We start from the raw sequence: 14132 nt of genomic DNA on the forward strand, positions 1-14132 counted from the left end.
TGTACGTAAGGCGGACGAGTGGCGAGGTAAGCTTGTTTGGCCCCCGGTCTCGAACGAAAACGGCTTACGCAGCAGACCTAACGAGGTAAAGCCGTGGACACCCAGACAAAACCTTTTCGCATCGACGCGGCCTATCTGCCGCAGCCCGAACCGGGGCTTACCCCGACCGAGATCATCCGCCGTGCCATCGAGCTGCGGCCGCTGCTGCTGGAAGACCAGGCCAATAGCGAGGCACGCGGAACCTATTCTCTCGAAATGCACGAACGCTTCCGTAAGGCTGGCTTCTATCGGATCCTTCAGCCTAAAATGTACGGGGGGTACGAGTTCGATCTGACGGTGTTCGCCCGCGTCATCATGGAGATCGCGAGGGGCTGTCCGGGAACGGGTTGGGGCCTGTGTCTTGCCTCGGCTCATGCGCTGAATGCCGCCGCGATCTTCTCCCAAGAGGGACAGGACATCCTGTTTGGTTCCGATGGGGAGTTTGCGGCGTCTGCGCGGGGCATGCCCACCGGCACTGCCACGGAGACCGACGAGGGCTGGATCATCAACGGGGTGTGGGACTACTGCTCGGGCTCGCCTCACAGCAATTATGCGATGGTCGGCGTCCGGATCGTGAGCGAAGATCCCTCGCTGCCCCCCGCGTTGGGCGTGGTTGCAGTGCCGCGCTCCCAATGGACGATGCTCGACAACTGGCGCGGCTATATCGGTCTTGCTGCCAGCGGCTCCAACAGCATCGAGATCACCAATGCGCTGGTGCCGAAGCCCCTGCTGGTTCGTCAGAATTTTTTTGCGCTGAATATCGATGGCGGTACCGAAGGCTACCATATCCATAATAACCCGATGTATTCCGGCCGGATGTTCGGATTTTTCCAGACCGAGATTACCTCGATCCTCGTCGGGCTCGGCTTTGCCGCACTCGATGAATTCGAGCGGATCATGAAGTTGAAAATGGCGGCTCCCGCAGGCCCGCCCGGTGTCGGGGGGGGCGTGCAGGATTTCCTGAGGCCTTACGGCCTCGCCCTCGGGATGCTCGAGACAGCGAGGAATGCGGTCATCTCGGGCGCCCAATCCTATCTGGATTATTGCGAGGCTGGCCTTCTTGATCCCAGCGCTTATACCGAGGTGGACGACATGCGAATCCAGGCGGGGCTGCAACATGCCGCGCGCCTGTCGGGCGATGTGGTGGATCTTCTCTACACTTCAGTCGGCACCAGCATGGCGGCGAAGAATGGGAGCCGACTGCAGCGCTATTTCCGCGACATGTCGATGGCCCGCACGAACCCTGGCCTTGCTTACGAGCGCACCGCCGCTCAGCTTGCAAGCCGTACGCTCAGTGAGCGGACCGCCATCCGCGCGGGGTGAGGCGACGGGGCTCTCCTACAATCCACGGCGACCGGCGATCCCCCCTTGGGGGGTCGTTCTGTCGAGGAAAGACGAGTGGAAACGGGATATTTCAGCGTCCATCCCGCCTACTATTTTGAAATTTCCATTTCAATATATCTGACCGTTTGATTTGCGATCTTTTTTAGGTGTGGCTACTGGTCCCGCTCAGCCCAAGGCGACGTTCAAAATCAACGAGTTACTTTACCATATCATCTTCACTAATACGTATTTTTACATTGTTAAGCCAGGATTTTTATCTGGAATATTCAAAAGGTCACTGAACGGACGACAGAGCCAAACGCGTTTTACGAATCGAACCGCCCATCTAGCGTTGATCAACGTGCCAAGGCGTCCAATCGGGCACGCCGGGCCGAGCATCAGGAGGAGTCTCAATGGAAATTGGTCACGTGGGCCTCTATGTCACGGATTTCGATCGCATGCTGGCATTCTACCAGCGCATGTTCGGGTTCACGATCACGGACATGGAACGCAACGAAAAGCGATCTATCGTGTTCCTGACGGCCGATCCGACCTCCCATCATCAGCTCGTCCTGGTCACCGGCCGGCCCGAAAGCGAGCAGCATCTCGTGAACCAGCTTTCCTTCCGCCTAAAGACGCTCCCCGAGTTGCAGCGTGTGTACAAGTGCCTCGTCGAGGATGGTGTTCCCAATCTCGAGCCGCTGACGCACGGGATTGCTTGGTCGGTCTACTTCCCCGATCCAGACGGCAACCGGGTCGAAGCCTATGTCGATACGCCGTGGTACATCACTCAGCCGCACCGGACGACGATCGACCTTCTCGATCCCGAAGAGGAGATCTATTCCCGGACGGAAGCCCTCTGCCGAAACGCACCGGGCTTCACGCCGCTCTCCAAATGGAGCGAAACGGTCGCCCGGTCCATTACGCCGCTGTGAGCTGCTTTCCTCGGGTGGTTTGGGACGCAAGATGACCGATCATTTCGACGTTGCCATTATCGGTTACGGCCCCGTCGGCGCAACGCTGGCGAACCTGCTGGAACGCCAGTCGCGGCGGGTCCTGGTGGTGGACCCTTACGCGGAGGCTTACCCGCGGCCGCGGGCGACCCATCTCGATGGTGAGGCGGTGCGCATCCTTCAATCGGCGGGCGTTGGCGAGATGCTTGCCGAAGGGCTGGGCACCTACCCCCGCATGCGCTTCGAGGATGCCGAAGGCGCGCTGCTGATCGACTGGCCCCGGTCGATTCTGCCGGGCCCGCATGGCTGGCGCGACAGCAACCGCTTCCACCAGCCGGATCTGGAGGCGGCGCTGCGCGAGCGCGCCGTCTCATCCCCGTTGATCACCCTCCAGCTCGGCTGGCGCGCCACCGCGATTGTGCAGGACGATAGCGCCGTGACCATCGAGGCGATGGGGCCGGACGGCGCAACAACCTTTACCGCGGATTTCGTCGTCGGTTGCGACGGCGCGCGCTCGAGCGTGCGGCAGATGCTCGGTGCGGAACTGGAGGTTCTTGCGCCTCCCGAACAATGGCTGGTTGCCGATCTCATCCTGCATCCCGGCGCGCCCGAGCTGCCGGAAGGGACTGTGCAATATTGCGATCCCGTGCGCCCGTTCACCTATATCGAGGGGGTGGGACGTCGGCGCCGCTGGGAGGTCATGCTGCGGCCCGGCGACGATCCGACGACCTTCGCCGAGCCGGACCACGTGCATTCATTGCTGCGGCCTTGGGTGGCGCCGGGCGATGCCGAGCTCGAGCGTGCGACCGTATATACTTTCAACTCCGCGATCGCCACGCGCTGGCGCAATGGTCGCGTGATGATCGCCGGCGATGCGGCGCACCAGACGCCGCCTTTCCTCGGACAAGGCTTGTGCGCCGGGCTGCGCGACGCGGCGAACCTAGCATGGAAGCTCGCATGGGTGCTGGATGGGCGCAGCACAGCGTCGATACTGGACACTTTCCAAGCCGAATTGCGGCCGCATGTGGCCCATTACATCACCGAGGCCAACCGGATCGGCGCGATCATCCAGGAAACCGACCGCGAGCGCGCGCGCGCGCGGGACGCGATGCTGCGCGCCCAGCCGCAAATCCTTACGCCAATCAGGCCTCGGCTCGGCGGCAGCGGCGAATCTTCGGCCGACTCCCTGGCGGGCACTCTGGCGCCGCAACCCCGGCTCAGGGATGGGCAATTGCTGGACGACAAGACGGGATTGCGATTTGTCGTGCTTTCCCGGCCTGGGCTGCTCGGTCAGGTGACAGACGAGACCCGGATGCGCTGGCAACAGGCCGATGCAGCTTTGCTGGAAGGCGAAGCAACCGGATATTTGGAGTCCATCGGCGCCCAAGCGGTCATCATCCGGCCCGATCACTATATCCTGGGGACAGCGCGATCGGCGATCGAGCTTGATGAGGTCACAAGGACGATCCCGTTGGCGGCGGGCGGAGGTGTGCAATAACGGGCGCGCTTATTCCTGCCGGCCGTGCCGGGAACGCCTTGCGCCGCCCGGAATGCGTGCTGGTGCTGCCTGACGGTGCGCTGGCGGTATCGGACGATCGCGGCGGCATCACGCGGATTGGCCCCGATGGAAGCTGCGACCACCTGCCCTGTCCCGGCGGCCCGACCAACGGGGTGGCGCGGGATCGGGACGGATCACTGATCCTGGCTGGGATTGATACTGGCACCATTCACAGACTCCGGCCCGACGGCACCGCCGAGCTGGTGCTTGACCAATTTGAGGGGGAGAAACTCGGAGCGGTAAATTTTGTGCATTTCGATCCAGCTGGAGGGCTGTGGATCACCGTATCGACCCGTGTCATTCCCCGTTCACGTGCGATCGAATCCGCCGTCCCGGACGGCTATATGCTCAAGCTCACACCTTCAGGTCCGCGCCTGATGGCGACAGGATTCTGCTTCGCCAACGAGATCCGCATCGACCCTGGCATGCAATGGGTGTATCTCGCGGAATCGGCGCTGGGGCGCGTGCTTCGGCTGCCCATACGGTCGGACGGTACGCTCGGGAAGCCCGAGCCGTTCGGCCCTGAACCGCTGTTTCCTGGCGCCATCGTCGACGGATTGGCTTTCGACGTCGAGGGAGGGTTATGGGTGACCGAGGTGACCCGCAACGGGATCCACCGGATTGATCGGGACGGAGCCGCACGCTGCCTGTTTGAGGATCCCGAAGCAAATCTCGTCAATTTCCCGGCCAGTATAGCATTCGGCGGCAATGATCGAAAAACCGTATTCGTCGGATCTATTCGCCTTGACCATGTTTTGATATTTCGCAGCACTGTCGCGGGAGCACCCGCGTCGTATCCTATTTGACAATCCACATCCGGATTTGGATATATTATGTATAAAATTTATGAATAAATAATATATGGATTTTAGTGAATAATATCGGTGATGCTTGATTATATTTCTGTGGATTTGACAACGATTCATGCATGATCGGAACAACTCAATATACCGGCCGAACTTGGCGACAGGCGCTGAGCTGTCGTTGCGGCCGAACACCACAGTCTACGGCGGTCGGCATAACGGCTAGGTTGTGAGCGGCATCGACTCACTGATCCGCTTGGGCGGCGGCCGGAACGGCGCGTTCGATGCCCGCACGCCGGAGATGGTGGACGGCACGCGGCCGCGCTTCGTCAGCACCGACCGGGCGAAGCGCTTCCTCGACACGAACTGACCCAGGCTGTCATCATGCTGCAAATCTCATCCCGGCGCATCGCCCCTATCCTGGGTTCTCTTGGCGCCTTAGGCCCATTGTCTATCGACATGTACCTGCCTGGCCTGCCACAGATCGCGGCGGACCTGAATGTCGGCGAACGCGACGTGCAATTCAGCCTGATGGCCTGCTTCGCCGGCCTCATGCTCGGGCAGCTCTTCTACGGTCCGCTATCGGACCGCATCGGCCGCAAGACGACGATCTATATCGGCCTCACGTTGTTCATCGCCGGCGCGATCGGATGCACCATTGCCGGGACGGCCGGGCAATTGGCCGCATGGCGTTTTATCCAGGGGCTCGGCGGCTCGATCGGGATGGTGATCAGCCTTGCCGTCGTGCGCGATCTCTACCAGGGACGGGCCGCTGTCGGTCTGATTGCATTGATCATGATCGTGCAGGGCGTTGCGCCGGTCGTCGCTCCGCTCCTGGGCGCCGCCATCATCGCCGTTGCGCCGTGGCGGACAATCTTTGCGGTCCTGGCGCTGATCGCCATCGCTTGCATGATCCTTGTCGTCGCCGCGTTGCCGGAGACCCGCATGCCGGAGCTTCGGGCCGTGAGCCGTCCGCTCCACGCCATCCACGCCTATTTGCAACTCATCGTGAGCAGGCGCTTTATTCCCTACGTCGCGACGACGGCACTGGCGATGGCCGGGTTCTTCGCCTACCTGGCCAGTTCCTCTTTCATTTTCATCTCCATTTATGGGCTGACGCCTGCTGCCTACAGCACGCTCTTTGCCGTCAACGCCATCGGCCTGGTGATAGGCGCGCAGGTGGCTCCCCGGCTGTTGGGGCGTTTCCGACCAGAGTCGATCGTGCGGGCGGCGCTGGCCGTCTATGCGGCGGTGGCCGTTCTCCTGGTCGCTCTTGAGCTGAATGGCGGCGTCCCGCTTGCCCCGTTCGCGGTCCTGTTGTTCATCGCCATTGCGTCCTCCGCTTTCGTAATGCCGCTGACCAGCGTGATGGCTCTGGAATCGTTCGGCGCTGTATCGGGCACCGCGGCCGCGCTCATGGGTGCGGTCCAGTTCGGAGCGGGCACCCTTGCCTCTCTGGTCGTAAGCCTCACAGCCAACGGAACGGCATTGCCGATGCTTGCCACCATTGCCGCGTGCGGTCTCTCCGCGTGCCTGATGTCTTTCTTCGCCTTCCCGAAGGTCGCGCACCTCTTGCCGGGAAGGGAGGACGCATCCTGATCGACACAAACAGCGCCAGGATCATCGCGGCGGGGACCGTCACCCGAGCTTGTCGGCGTAGACGACGCTGACCCAGATGGAATCCGACCGCCAGCAGGAAAGGATAGAGGAGACTCGCACCTATGCCGTCGGCGACGCCGGTGGCGTCTGATTTTGGCGGCGAGGACGAAGAAGGCGCGATAGAGGTCGGCGTGGCGTTCGTAGCGGATGGCGAGGCGGCGGAACTGGTTGATCCAGGCGAAGGTGCGCTCGACCACGATCGAAATTTCCGGCTCGATGGGGACACGCTCATTTTGTGCGCATTCCGCCCACCCGGCAGCCTCTCTGGTGTTCGCTCCCGAGCGGGATCGCGATCAGCGCATGTGGAACGGACCTTCGGCTGGATCAACCAGTTCCGCCGCCTCGCCAGGGACTATGAGCGCCATGCCCGCAAAGCCGCCGCCTTCGTCCGCCACGCCATGATCCGACTCATGTTGAGGCGCCCGGCCACAAGCCCATGACCTGGAATTAAAACTTCCGGGATGGGCTCTGAGATCAAGTAAGCGGCGAGCGAGCATGAGGCTCGCCCACCGCCCGACCTCCATCTTCACCAGCCCGTTGCAATCAACTTGCTGCTTCGATCGCCGCCTTCGCCTCGTCCGGCGAAAACAATTTGAATTTATTCGCCAATGCACCGCCCATCGCGATCAGCTTGCCGCCTTTGTCGATGGGACCGAGGTCGATGGGCTCGGCACCCAGATTGCGCATCAATTCCGCCACGCGTGCGTTGGCCTCCACATCAGAACCTGCAAGGAACAGAACTTTGGCGTCGCCCTGGGGCGGCAGCGTTTGGGCGAATACCGGGATCGGTTCATGGTTGAACGCCTTGACAAGACGTGCGCCCGGCACGCACCCTGCGACCACTTCGCTCGACAATACATTTCCGATGTCGATCACGTCTTCCGGCTTCGGCCCGAGGCGATTATTTGTCGCGTCGATCACGACCTTCCCGCTCCACGGGAGGCCCGAAGTCGCCTCGGCGATCTGCGGCCAGCGAATGGCGAGGACGACGATGTCCGCCTGCGCCGCCATGTCGGCTGGCGAGGCGGCGCTGACGTCGCCTTCGATGCTCTGGACGAGATCCCGCAGCGTCTCGGGCCCCCGCGAATTCGAGAGAACCACCTTCCAGCCAGCCTTCGCGACTTTTGGCGCCAGCATCTGGGTGAGCCGGCCGGCACCAAGGAAACCAAGTGTCTTCAAGGAAATTCTCCATCTCGTGGTTGAAAATCAGATTGCCGAAACTTCTTGGACATTCAGCCTTGGCAGAAGAGAAGGACTTGCCCATCCGCTTTGAGTGGACATCGTTGCATATGACCGCGCCGCATCCACATCACGCGAGGCAAGGCTCGCGCACGCCGATTGGGACAATTTGGACTCGATCCGATCGCGGGCCCGCAGCAATGGGCCGCTCAGTTGTTTCTGCCCCTGCTCGAAGGTCAAATCTGCGACCTCCCAGACAATATTCATGGCCGCGATAAGGACCCCATCTACATGCAGCGGGACGGCAATACTCATGCAACGTCCTGGCGGCATTTCGCCAAATATGCTATAGCCGTTGCGGTTGCCTGCCTCGATCATGCGATTCAGCGCGTCCAGACTGAAAGCCGGTCCGTCATTGCCCGCCGCATCCTTGTGCAGTCTCGCGATGATCCCGTCGCGCTGGGTTTCCGGGCAATGGCTTATATAGGCTTGCCCGAGGGAGCACAGGAGCAAGGGGAATGACTGCCCGATCATCCCGACTTCCGTAGGCATAGGGCTGAGATGATCAGTCGATTCAACGATCAACATCGCGTCGTCATGGAACACGGCCAAGCCGGAAGGCCAGATTACTTCCGTGGTGAGGTCGTGCATAATTGGCTTGGCGGCCGCGCGCAGATTATGGAAATTGCGCGCCCCTCCGGTGAGGTTCCGCACGCCGGGAGTAAGCCGAAACTCCCTCGAGCTCGCGCCCTGGTAGACGAGATCCAACTCCTTCAAAGCTTGGAGAATGCGATGGACCGTCGGTCGGGGTAAGCCAACCTCCTTACCGATATCAACCGGATGTGCCCCCTTGACCCTATTGAGGTAACGAATGACCTCAATGCCGCGCGCCAGCGACCTGATCCTCTTGTATTTCATTGGCGTGTCCTCCGGTTCTGGATTTTATTTTCGTTTTTATTTTATTTTATTTTAATTTAAATCAAACTTCAAAATACTATAACGTGAAGCCTCCAATTCTGGCCAATAGACTCGATTGCCACGACGCATTGCTGGGGCCTCAGAGCCGCGGCCCCAGCGCGCCCGACATTCGAACAGAAATTACGCCCTGCCGAATTTGGATGCCAGCCCCTCAAGCGCCCCCGCGATGTCAGAGCCCATCCCCTTCTCTGCCATTTCGCGAATGGGCTCGGGAACCTCGACCTCGATGCTGTATTCGACCTCTGCATTCTGCCCGGCCTCGGTCACCTTGAAGGTCGCGAGGAAACCTTCGAGGCGTGGCGCACCGGGAGCGATATCCTGTCCGGGCACCATTTCATATGCGAGGATCCGGCGGTCGTCGTCGAGCACCGCGATACGATCGAGCACCGTATTCCCGCGCTTCATCTGGACGATACGCTCGCCCTCTTTCGCGCCCTTTTCCGCCGAGTTGATGTGTGGCTGCCACTCCGCAGCATTATAGAAATCGCGAACGTAATTCCACACCTCATCGGCGGGATTCGCAAGCTTGATATTCTGTACTACCTTCATGACTTTCTCCTCTTTCAATATTTGTGAATCGCGACGCTTCCTCACATCGCCCGAATCTGGTCGGCAAAGTCGATCTTCATCGGGGTGATCGATTGGATCTCGTCGCGCGTGAAACCCTCCACCAAGGCCGTGACAACGAAACGGCCGTCGATCCGCTCGAGCACAGCCAGATCGGTGACGACGACGTCGACGCAAGCGGGCGCGGTCAGCGGACAGGAGCAGGTCTGGACAAGTTTCGGGTTACCTTTGCTGTCGCAATGCTCCATGAGCGCGATCACGTGGCTCCCCGATGCGGCGAGGTCCATGGCGCCGCCGATGCCGCCGCCGATCTGCCCCGGCAGCGCCCAATTGGCGAGGTCGCCTTGCGCGCTCACTTGATAGGCACCAAGCACAATCGCTGACAGCCGGCCAGAGCGGGCGACCTCGAACGAAACGACACTATCGAAGACTGCGCCGCCAGGGCGCATGCGGATGAAGTTCCCCGCCGCATCGAAGAAGTCGACGTCAAGGTCTGTCGTATCTTCGAGCAGATCATATCCAAGGGCGCCATTTTCGGCGTGGAGAATGATCGTTTTACCCTGGGTGTGCCCGGCAACCAGCGTCGGCAAGCCGGAACCTAGATTGACATAGGCGTCATCGGGCAGCATGGCCGCCACACGCTGCGCCATCTCCGAGCGGCTGAGCGCCGGCTTGCCGAAATATTCGCGATTGCTGTCGGCAGCGCGCCGCCCCATCAGCCCCTTCGGCGCCGGATAGGTCGTGGTGGTGTGCACCACCCGCGACACGAAAATGCCAGGCAGACCGACGCGTTCCGGGGCGATCACGCCGGGCTCGACAATTTCCTCGACCTCCACCACGGCCAGCTTTGCCGCCTTCGCAAAGCTGGCGTGAAAGTGAGCGCTGCTGCCGCGGAATTCCACATTGCCGAACCGATCTGCGCGATATCCCCGGATCAGCGCGACATCGACCGGCAAGGCATGCTCCAGTACAAAGCTGCGATCGCCGAAAGACCGGACCTCCTTGCCTGCCTGCAACGGCGTGCCGACGGTCACCGGGCTGTAGAATGCCGGCAGGCCCGCTCCCGCCGCCCGCATCCTTTCCACCAGGATGCCTTGAGGCACGAGTTCCAGTTCAATCTCGCCCGCGGCAACCTTCGCCTCCTCCGGCGAGGGCAGGCCGGGGCGTGAAGAGAAGGACAGGACCAGGCGCTTGACCTGATCGTTCTGGACGAGAATCTGGGGGCGGAAGTCACCGCCCGCCCCGAGGGAGTTGGCGACGATGCAAAGCCCCCGCGCGCCCTGGTCACGCAATGCAATGACCAAGCTGTTCGGATAGGAATGGCCGACGCCGAAACCGGCGATGGCGACAGATGAGCCATCGGCGACATCAGCCAATGCGGCTGCTGGACTATCGAATAATTTCTGCACGAATGTGTCCGCCTTTGTTACTTGGCAGGGACGAAGCGCGGCAGCGCTGCGGCATCACCGGCCTCGTGGAAGACAACCCGCACACGTTGCCCAATTGTAAGGCTGGCCGGGTCCGCATCGACGATGTTCGTCAGGACACGAGCGCCTTCGTCGATGTCGACCAGTGCCAGAACGTAGTTTTCGACATCGCGATAGGGTCCCTCACCTCGATGAACCTGCGTATAGCTGTAGATCTTGCCCTCACCGGAAACCTGCCGCCATTCGACATCGAGTGAGCCACAAGCGCCGCAAAACGCCTTGGGATACCAGATCGGGTGATTGCAGGACTTGCAGAAAGGCAGGTCGAGCCGGCCTTGCTTCGCTGCGGTCCAGAAGGGCCTGGTTTCCGGCGATATGAATGGCTCTGGCGTTGGCAGCCGGGTTTTGATGTCCACCATCACGCATCACTCCTTCCCAGAACCAAGGAGACGCTGGCCTGGCGCAACATGCCGCCGCCAGTGCCATGCGCGATCGCAAGTTTGCAATCGCGCACCTGCGTCTGCGGCGTCGCTTCGCCCCGCAACTGGCGAACCGCCTCGACAATCTTGACAAGTCCCCCCTGGTAGCCAGGGTGGTTGTTGCACAAGCCGCCGCCATCGGTGTTTACGGGAATGACGCCATCCAACCCGAGCGCGCCGGACGCCACGAAGGCGCCACCCTGGCCTTTTTTGCAGAAGCCGAGATCTTCCAGCGTCATGATGACGGTGATCGTGAACGAGTCGTAGATCGAGGCGTAGTCGATATCCGAAAGCGCCACACCAGCTTCCGCCAAAGCCCGGGGCGCAGAGGCCGTTGCGCCGGTGCTCGTGAGATCGTTAGGCCCCAGGCCGCTATGTTTGATCGCCTCGGCATGGCCCAGGACCGATACCAAAGGCCGGTTCAGGCTGCGAGCGATCTCCGGTGAAACAACGACGATCGCACCGCCGCCATCGGTCACCACACAGCAGTCGAGCCGGTGCAGCGGATCAGCAATCATCGGAGAGTTTACGACGTCTTCAACCGTGACCCGTTTGCGCAGCAAGGCATGGGGATTGAACTGGGCATATTCGGAGGCCGCGACCTTCACGGCCGCGAGCTGTTCCGCAGTGGTACCGAACTCATGCATGTGGCGACGGGCTGCAAGCGCATATATCCCCGCATTGGTCTCGCCATAGACCGTCTCGAACGGAAATTCCGGCGTGTCGGCCGTATGTTTTGCTCCGCGGATTACCCCGCGCACCTTGGCCCCTTGCGTAATGAGCGCGACGCGGCACTTCCCCGCGGCGATGGCGGCCGCGGCATGCCCCACATGGGCGAGATAAGAAGAGCCGCCGGTGAAGGTACCGTCGATATAGCTTGGGTTGAGACCGAGGTATTCGGTGAGCGAGACACCGCCAAAGCCAAGCTGGCCGGTCGAGAAGAAGCCGTCGACGTCCCGAACCGAAAGGCCCGCGTCGGCCAATGCGCCTATCGCGCATTCGGCGTGGATTTGCTGAACCGAATGATCCGGCAGATCGCGGGCCGGGTGCTCGTAGACACCTGCAATATGGGCCTTGCCTCGAATACTCATCTACCATTTCCCATTTCGAAATAGAATCCCAGGCATCCAAGAGTGTGTTCTATGAAAGTAATGTTCCCAGCTCGGGAATGCGGTCCTTAAGCCCCGCTTGGCGCAGGCAAGACCAGATCATTGCCTGGTTGCTGGTCAGCACCGGCACACCAAGATCACGCTCCAGAGCATTAATGATGTCGAACACGCGGATGGCTGTGCAGCTCAGAAAATAGAGGTCGGCTCCGCAGCCCGCCTTGTCCATTGTCCGCCGATACCACTCCCCCGGCTCCACTGCCGACATTGCCTTGCCTTCGGCAAGCCCCAAGCCGACGCGGCACACCACCTCCAGGCCGTAATGCTCCAGGAACGCAACCTCGCGCTCAACCACAGCATCGACATACGGCGTTATGAGCGCGATCCGTCGCCGGCCTAACGTTTCGAACGCTGCAACAATCGCATCCGCGGTGCTCGTTGCCGGCCGCCCCGCCACCGTTTCCATGCGCTTCCGCAACGCCTCGCCCATCGCGGGATCGAAGGTCGACACAGCCGTGCAATTAAAGACCAGTTGATCGACCCCTGCATCCGCCAGAAGGGCCGTCGCCTGCTCCACCCCTGCGGTCATCCCCAGCAGGTCTTCCTGCGTGCTGCCCGCCAGTTTGAGCCGGGTCGTCAGCAGCGAAACCCCCGCCGGCAGAACGCGCGTGAGCTCCGGCTCGGCAACCGGATTGCTGGAGGGCAGGAGCATGCCCAGTCGCAGCCGCCAGTCATAGCTCCCACCCCGCGCAGGGTCAGAATTCATTTTGGGCGCTCTCCCGGAGCTCGCGTGATGGCAGATCGGGCACCATCGTCAGTCTTTGGGTACAGCGGCTTGTAGTTTGGCACGCCGATGCTGGCCAATTGTTGCGGCGGCCCGTCCGTCTGGTGTCCATGCTCCGGGCTTGCACAGAGCCCGCCTCCGGATTAGCATTTGCCCACAGGCGGCGTGAAAATCTCGATTCTGAAATCGTTTACAAAAATAATGCGCTTGAGATAAATGACAGAAGCAATCCGTGCGCTTTCCCGTGGGCTAAGCGCGTTGAGAATATTGAACGAGACTGGTGGCGCACCTTGTCAGTTGGTCGCCGACAAGCTTGGCTTGTCCCGTCCGACGGTTTACCGAATTCTTGAAACTCTTGTTGATTGCGGCCTCGTCTCCGTCGACTGCAATAAGGTCTATTGCCCGACGCTTGCAACGCGCGCCTTGGAAAGTGGATTGACCGATGATGCGTGGGCGGTGTGGATTGCCATGCCGGCGCTGGTCGAATTGCAAAAAGAAGTGACGTGGACGTGCGAGATCGCCACGTTTGAGAACTACGCCATGGTTCTGCGAGATTCCACCCATCAGCAGAACCCGTACCGTATTGACGTGCGCACATTCGACGATCGGGTGCGGTCTATGCTGACGAGTGCGGTCGGACGCGCCTATCTTGCATTCTGTCCGTCACAGGAGGCCGAGCTCATCCTAGCGCATCTTGAGCGATTTGGTGATCGTGCCGATCCGACAGCACGCGTGCGCAAGCATACCCGCACCGCGCTACAGACGGTAATTACGAACGGATATGCACTCGAACAGCGCTCCGATTATCCCCGCGCGACGGTGGTTGCCGTGCCGATCCGGTACGGAGGACGCGTGCTGGCCTGCATCGATATCGTCTGGGTCTCGCGCGCGGTGGAATTGCGCGATGGCCTCAATCAGTTCCTGCCGGCGCTGCAACGCGCACAGGCCAAAATTGAGGACAGTCTCGAGCATTATTCACCGCCGACCATGGTGAAGAAGGGTGATTCTGGCCCACCGCTCGCGTGACTTCGTCATCCTCACGGGACCGCGGAGTATTCGATGCACCAGAAGCGTCGCGGATGCTCATAATGCTAGCCTCCCCATGTCGGGTCATCCGGGGGTTTTGGGCCCGCCGTCCGGACATGGAGATTGTTGATTTCCGGCGAGAAGTGACCCTGGATTTCCACTGAGAAGTGACCCGGGGTGATGGTGGTCTTGGGTCAGGTTGCGGTCAAGTTTCGGGGCTTCTCCTTTGAGGGTTTAGGTGGTTTGGCCGA

14 protein-coding genes and 1 pseudogene are annotated in these 14132 nt (G+C 61.0%); 8 read left to right on the top strand and 7 right to left on the bottom strand.

Features of this window, described 5'->3' with window-relative positions:
- The first annotated feature begins 93 nt into the window (after positions 1 to 93).
- The 7 genes and pseudogenes from K9U41_RS02575 to K9U41_RS02610 form a co-directional block, all read left to right on the top strand.
- On the top strand, positions 94 to 1362 hold the full coding sequence (locus tag K9U41_RS02575) for an acyl-CoA dehydrogenase family protein (protein ID WP_282639303.1): 1269 nt from the start codon (positions 94 to 96) through the stop codon (positions 1360 to 1362).
- A 413-nt stretch (positions 1363 to 1775) separates the two neighbouring features.
- Positions 1776 to 2297 carry a VOC family protein gene (locus K9U41_RS02580; RefSeq protein ID WP_282639304.1) on the top strand — a complete coding sequence of 174 codons (522 nt, stop codon included), beginning with the start codon at positions 1776 to 1778 and terminating at the stop codon, positions 2295 to 2297.
- A 31-nt stretch (positions 2298 to 2328) separates the two neighbouring features.
- The gene (locus tag K9U41_RS02585) at positions 2329 to 3813 is read left to right on the top strand and encodes a bifunctional 3-(3-hydroxy-phenyl)propionate/3-hydroxycinnamic acid hydroxylase (RefSeq protein ID WP_282639305.1); all 1485 of its coding nucleotides are present in this window, start codon (positions 2329 to 2331) and stop codon (positions 3811 to 3813) included.
- A 56-nt stretch (positions 3814 to 3869) separates the two neighbouring features.
- Positions 3870 to 4679, top strand: coding sequence for an SMP-30/gluconolactonase/LRE family protein (locus K9U41_RS02590; protein ID WP_282639306.1), 810 nt, complete (start codon positions 3870 to 3872; stop codon positions 4677 to 4679).
- Between the two features lie 226 nt (positions 4680 to 4905).
- Positions 4906 to 5046 carry a hypothetical protein gene (locus K9U41_RS02595; RefSeq protein ID WP_282639307.1) on the top strand — a complete coding sequence of 47 codons (141 nt, stop codon included), beginning with the start codon at positions 4906 to 4908 and terminating at the stop codon, positions 5044 to 5046.
- A gap of 14 nt (positions 5047 to 5060) precedes the next feature.
- A complete protein-coding gene (locus tag K9U41_RS02600; protein ID WP_282639308.1) occupies positions 5061 to 6275 on the top strand; it encodes a multidrug effflux MFS transporter in 1215 nt (404 codons plus the stop codon).
- A 362-nt stretch (positions 6276 to 6637) separates the two neighbouring features.
- Positions 6638 to 6775, top strand: a pseudogene (locus K9U41_RS02610) (IS5/IS1182 family transposase); the annotation flags it as partial.
- A gap of 103 nt (positions 6776 to 6878) precedes the next feature.
- On the opposite strand, the gene K9U41_RS02615 reads toward K9U41_RS02610, so the two are convergent.
- The 7 genes from K9U41_RS02615 to K9U41_RS02645 all read right to left on the bottom strand — a co-directional run bounded on the left by K9U41_RS02615 (position 6879) and on the right by K9U41_RS02645 (position 12837).
- Entirely contained in the window at positions 6879 to 7514 is a 636-nt protein-coding gene (locus K9U41_RS02615) for an NADPH-dependent F420 reductase (RefSeq protein WP_282639309.1), read from the bottom strand.
- 27 nt (positions 7515 to 7541) lie between these two features.
- Positions 7542 to 8432 carry an IclR family transcriptional regulator domain-containing protein gene (locus K9U41_RS02620; RefSeq protein WP_282639310.1) on the bottom strand — a complete coding sequence of 297 codons (891 nt, stop codon included), beginning with the start codon at positions 8430 to 8432 and terminating at the stop codon, positions 7542 to 7544.
- 180 nt (positions 8433 to 8612) lie between these two features.
- Complete coding sequence (locus K9U41_RS02625) at positions 8613 to 9041, bottom strand: SRPBCC family protein (RefSeq protein ID WP_282639311.1); 429 nt, start codon at positions 9039 to 9041, stop codon at positions 8613 to 8615.
- Between the two features lie 41 nt (positions 9042 to 9082).
- Entirely contained in the window at positions 9083 to 10468 is a 1386-nt protein-coding gene (locus tag K9U41_RS02630) for a 3-oxoacid CoA-transferase (protein ID WP_282639312.1), read from the bottom strand.
- A 17-nt stretch (positions 10469 to 10485) separates the two neighbouring features.
- On the bottom strand, positions 10486 to 10905 hold the full coding sequence (locus K9U41_RS02635; RefSeq protein WP_282639321.1) for a Zn-ribbon domain-containing OB-fold protein: 420 nt from the start codon (positions 10903 to 10905) through the stop codon (positions 10486 to 10488).
- The gene (locus K9U41_RS02640; protein ID WP_282639313.1) at positions 10905 to 12056 is read right to left on the bottom strand and encodes a thiolase domain-containing protein; all 1152 of its coding nucleotides are present in this window, start codon (positions 12054 to 12056) and stop codon (positions 10905 to 10907) included. Before K9U41_RS02640 ends, K9U41_RS02635 begins: the two co-directional genes overlap by 1 nt.
- Positions 12057 to 12105: 49 nt before the next feature.
- Positions 12106 to 12837 (bottom strand): maleate cis-trans isomerase family protein, encoded by a 732-nt coding sequence (locus tag K9U41_RS02645; RefSeq protein ID WP_282639314.1) that lies wholly within the window; start codon positions 12835 to 12837, stop codon positions 12106 to 12108.
- Between the two features lie 234 nt (positions 12838 to 13071).
- On the opposite strand from K9U41_RS02645, the gene K9U41_RS02650 reads away from it, so the two are divergent.
- Entirely contained in the window at positions 13072 to 13881 is an 810-nt protein-coding gene (locus K9U41_RS02650) for a helix-turn-helix domain-containing protein (protein WP_282639315.1), read from the top strand.
- The last annotated feature ends 251 nt before the right edge of the window (positions 13882 to 14132 follow it).

The organism is Xanthobacter autotrophicus, assembly GCF_029991245.1.
Classification (GTDB): domain Bacteria; phylum Pseudomonadota; class Alphaproteobacteria; order Rhizobiales; family Xanthobacteraceae; genus Xanthobacter; species Xanthobacter autotrophicus_C.

Excerpts from the sequence above, each read along its gene's own strand:
- K9U41_RS02580 (WP_282639304.1), top strand. The coding sequence starts at position 1,776 with ATGGAAATTGGTCACGTGGGCCTCTATGTCACGGATTTCGATCGCATG.
- K9U41_RS02585 (WP_282639305.1), top strand. The coding sequence starts at position 2,329 with ATGACCGATCATTTCGACGTTGCCATTATCGGTTACGGCCCCGTCGGC.
- K9U41_RS02600 (WP_282639308.1), top strand. The coding sequence starts at position 5,061 with ATGCTGCAAATCTCATCCCGGCGCATCGCCCCTATCCTGGGTTCTCTT.
- K9U41_RS02620 (WP_282639310.1), bottom strand. The coding sequence starts at position 8,432 with ATGAAATACAAGAGGATCAGGTCGCTGGCGCGCGGCATTGAGGTCATT.
- K9U41_RS02625 (WP_282639311.1), bottom strand. The coding sequence starts at position 9,041 with ATGAAGGTAGTACAGAATATCAAGCTTGCGAATCCCGCCGATGAGGTG.
- K9U41_RS02635 (WP_282639321.1), bottom strand. The coding sequence starts at position 10,905 with ATGGTGGACATCAAAACCCGGCTGCCAACGCCAGAGCCATTCATATCG.
- K9U41_RS02640 (WP_282639313.1), bottom strand. The coding sequence starts at position 12,056 with ATGAGTATTCGAGGCAAGGCCCATATTGCAGGTGTCTACGAGCACCCG.
- K9U41_RS02645 (WP_282639314.1), bottom strand. The coding sequence starts at position 12,837 with ATGAATTCTGACCCTGCGCGGGGTGGGAGCTATGACTGGCGGCTGCGA.
- K9U41_RS02650 (WP_282639315.1), top strand. The coding sequence starts at position 13,072 with ATGACAGAAGCAATCCGTGCGCTTTCCCGTGGGCTAAGCGCGTTGAGA.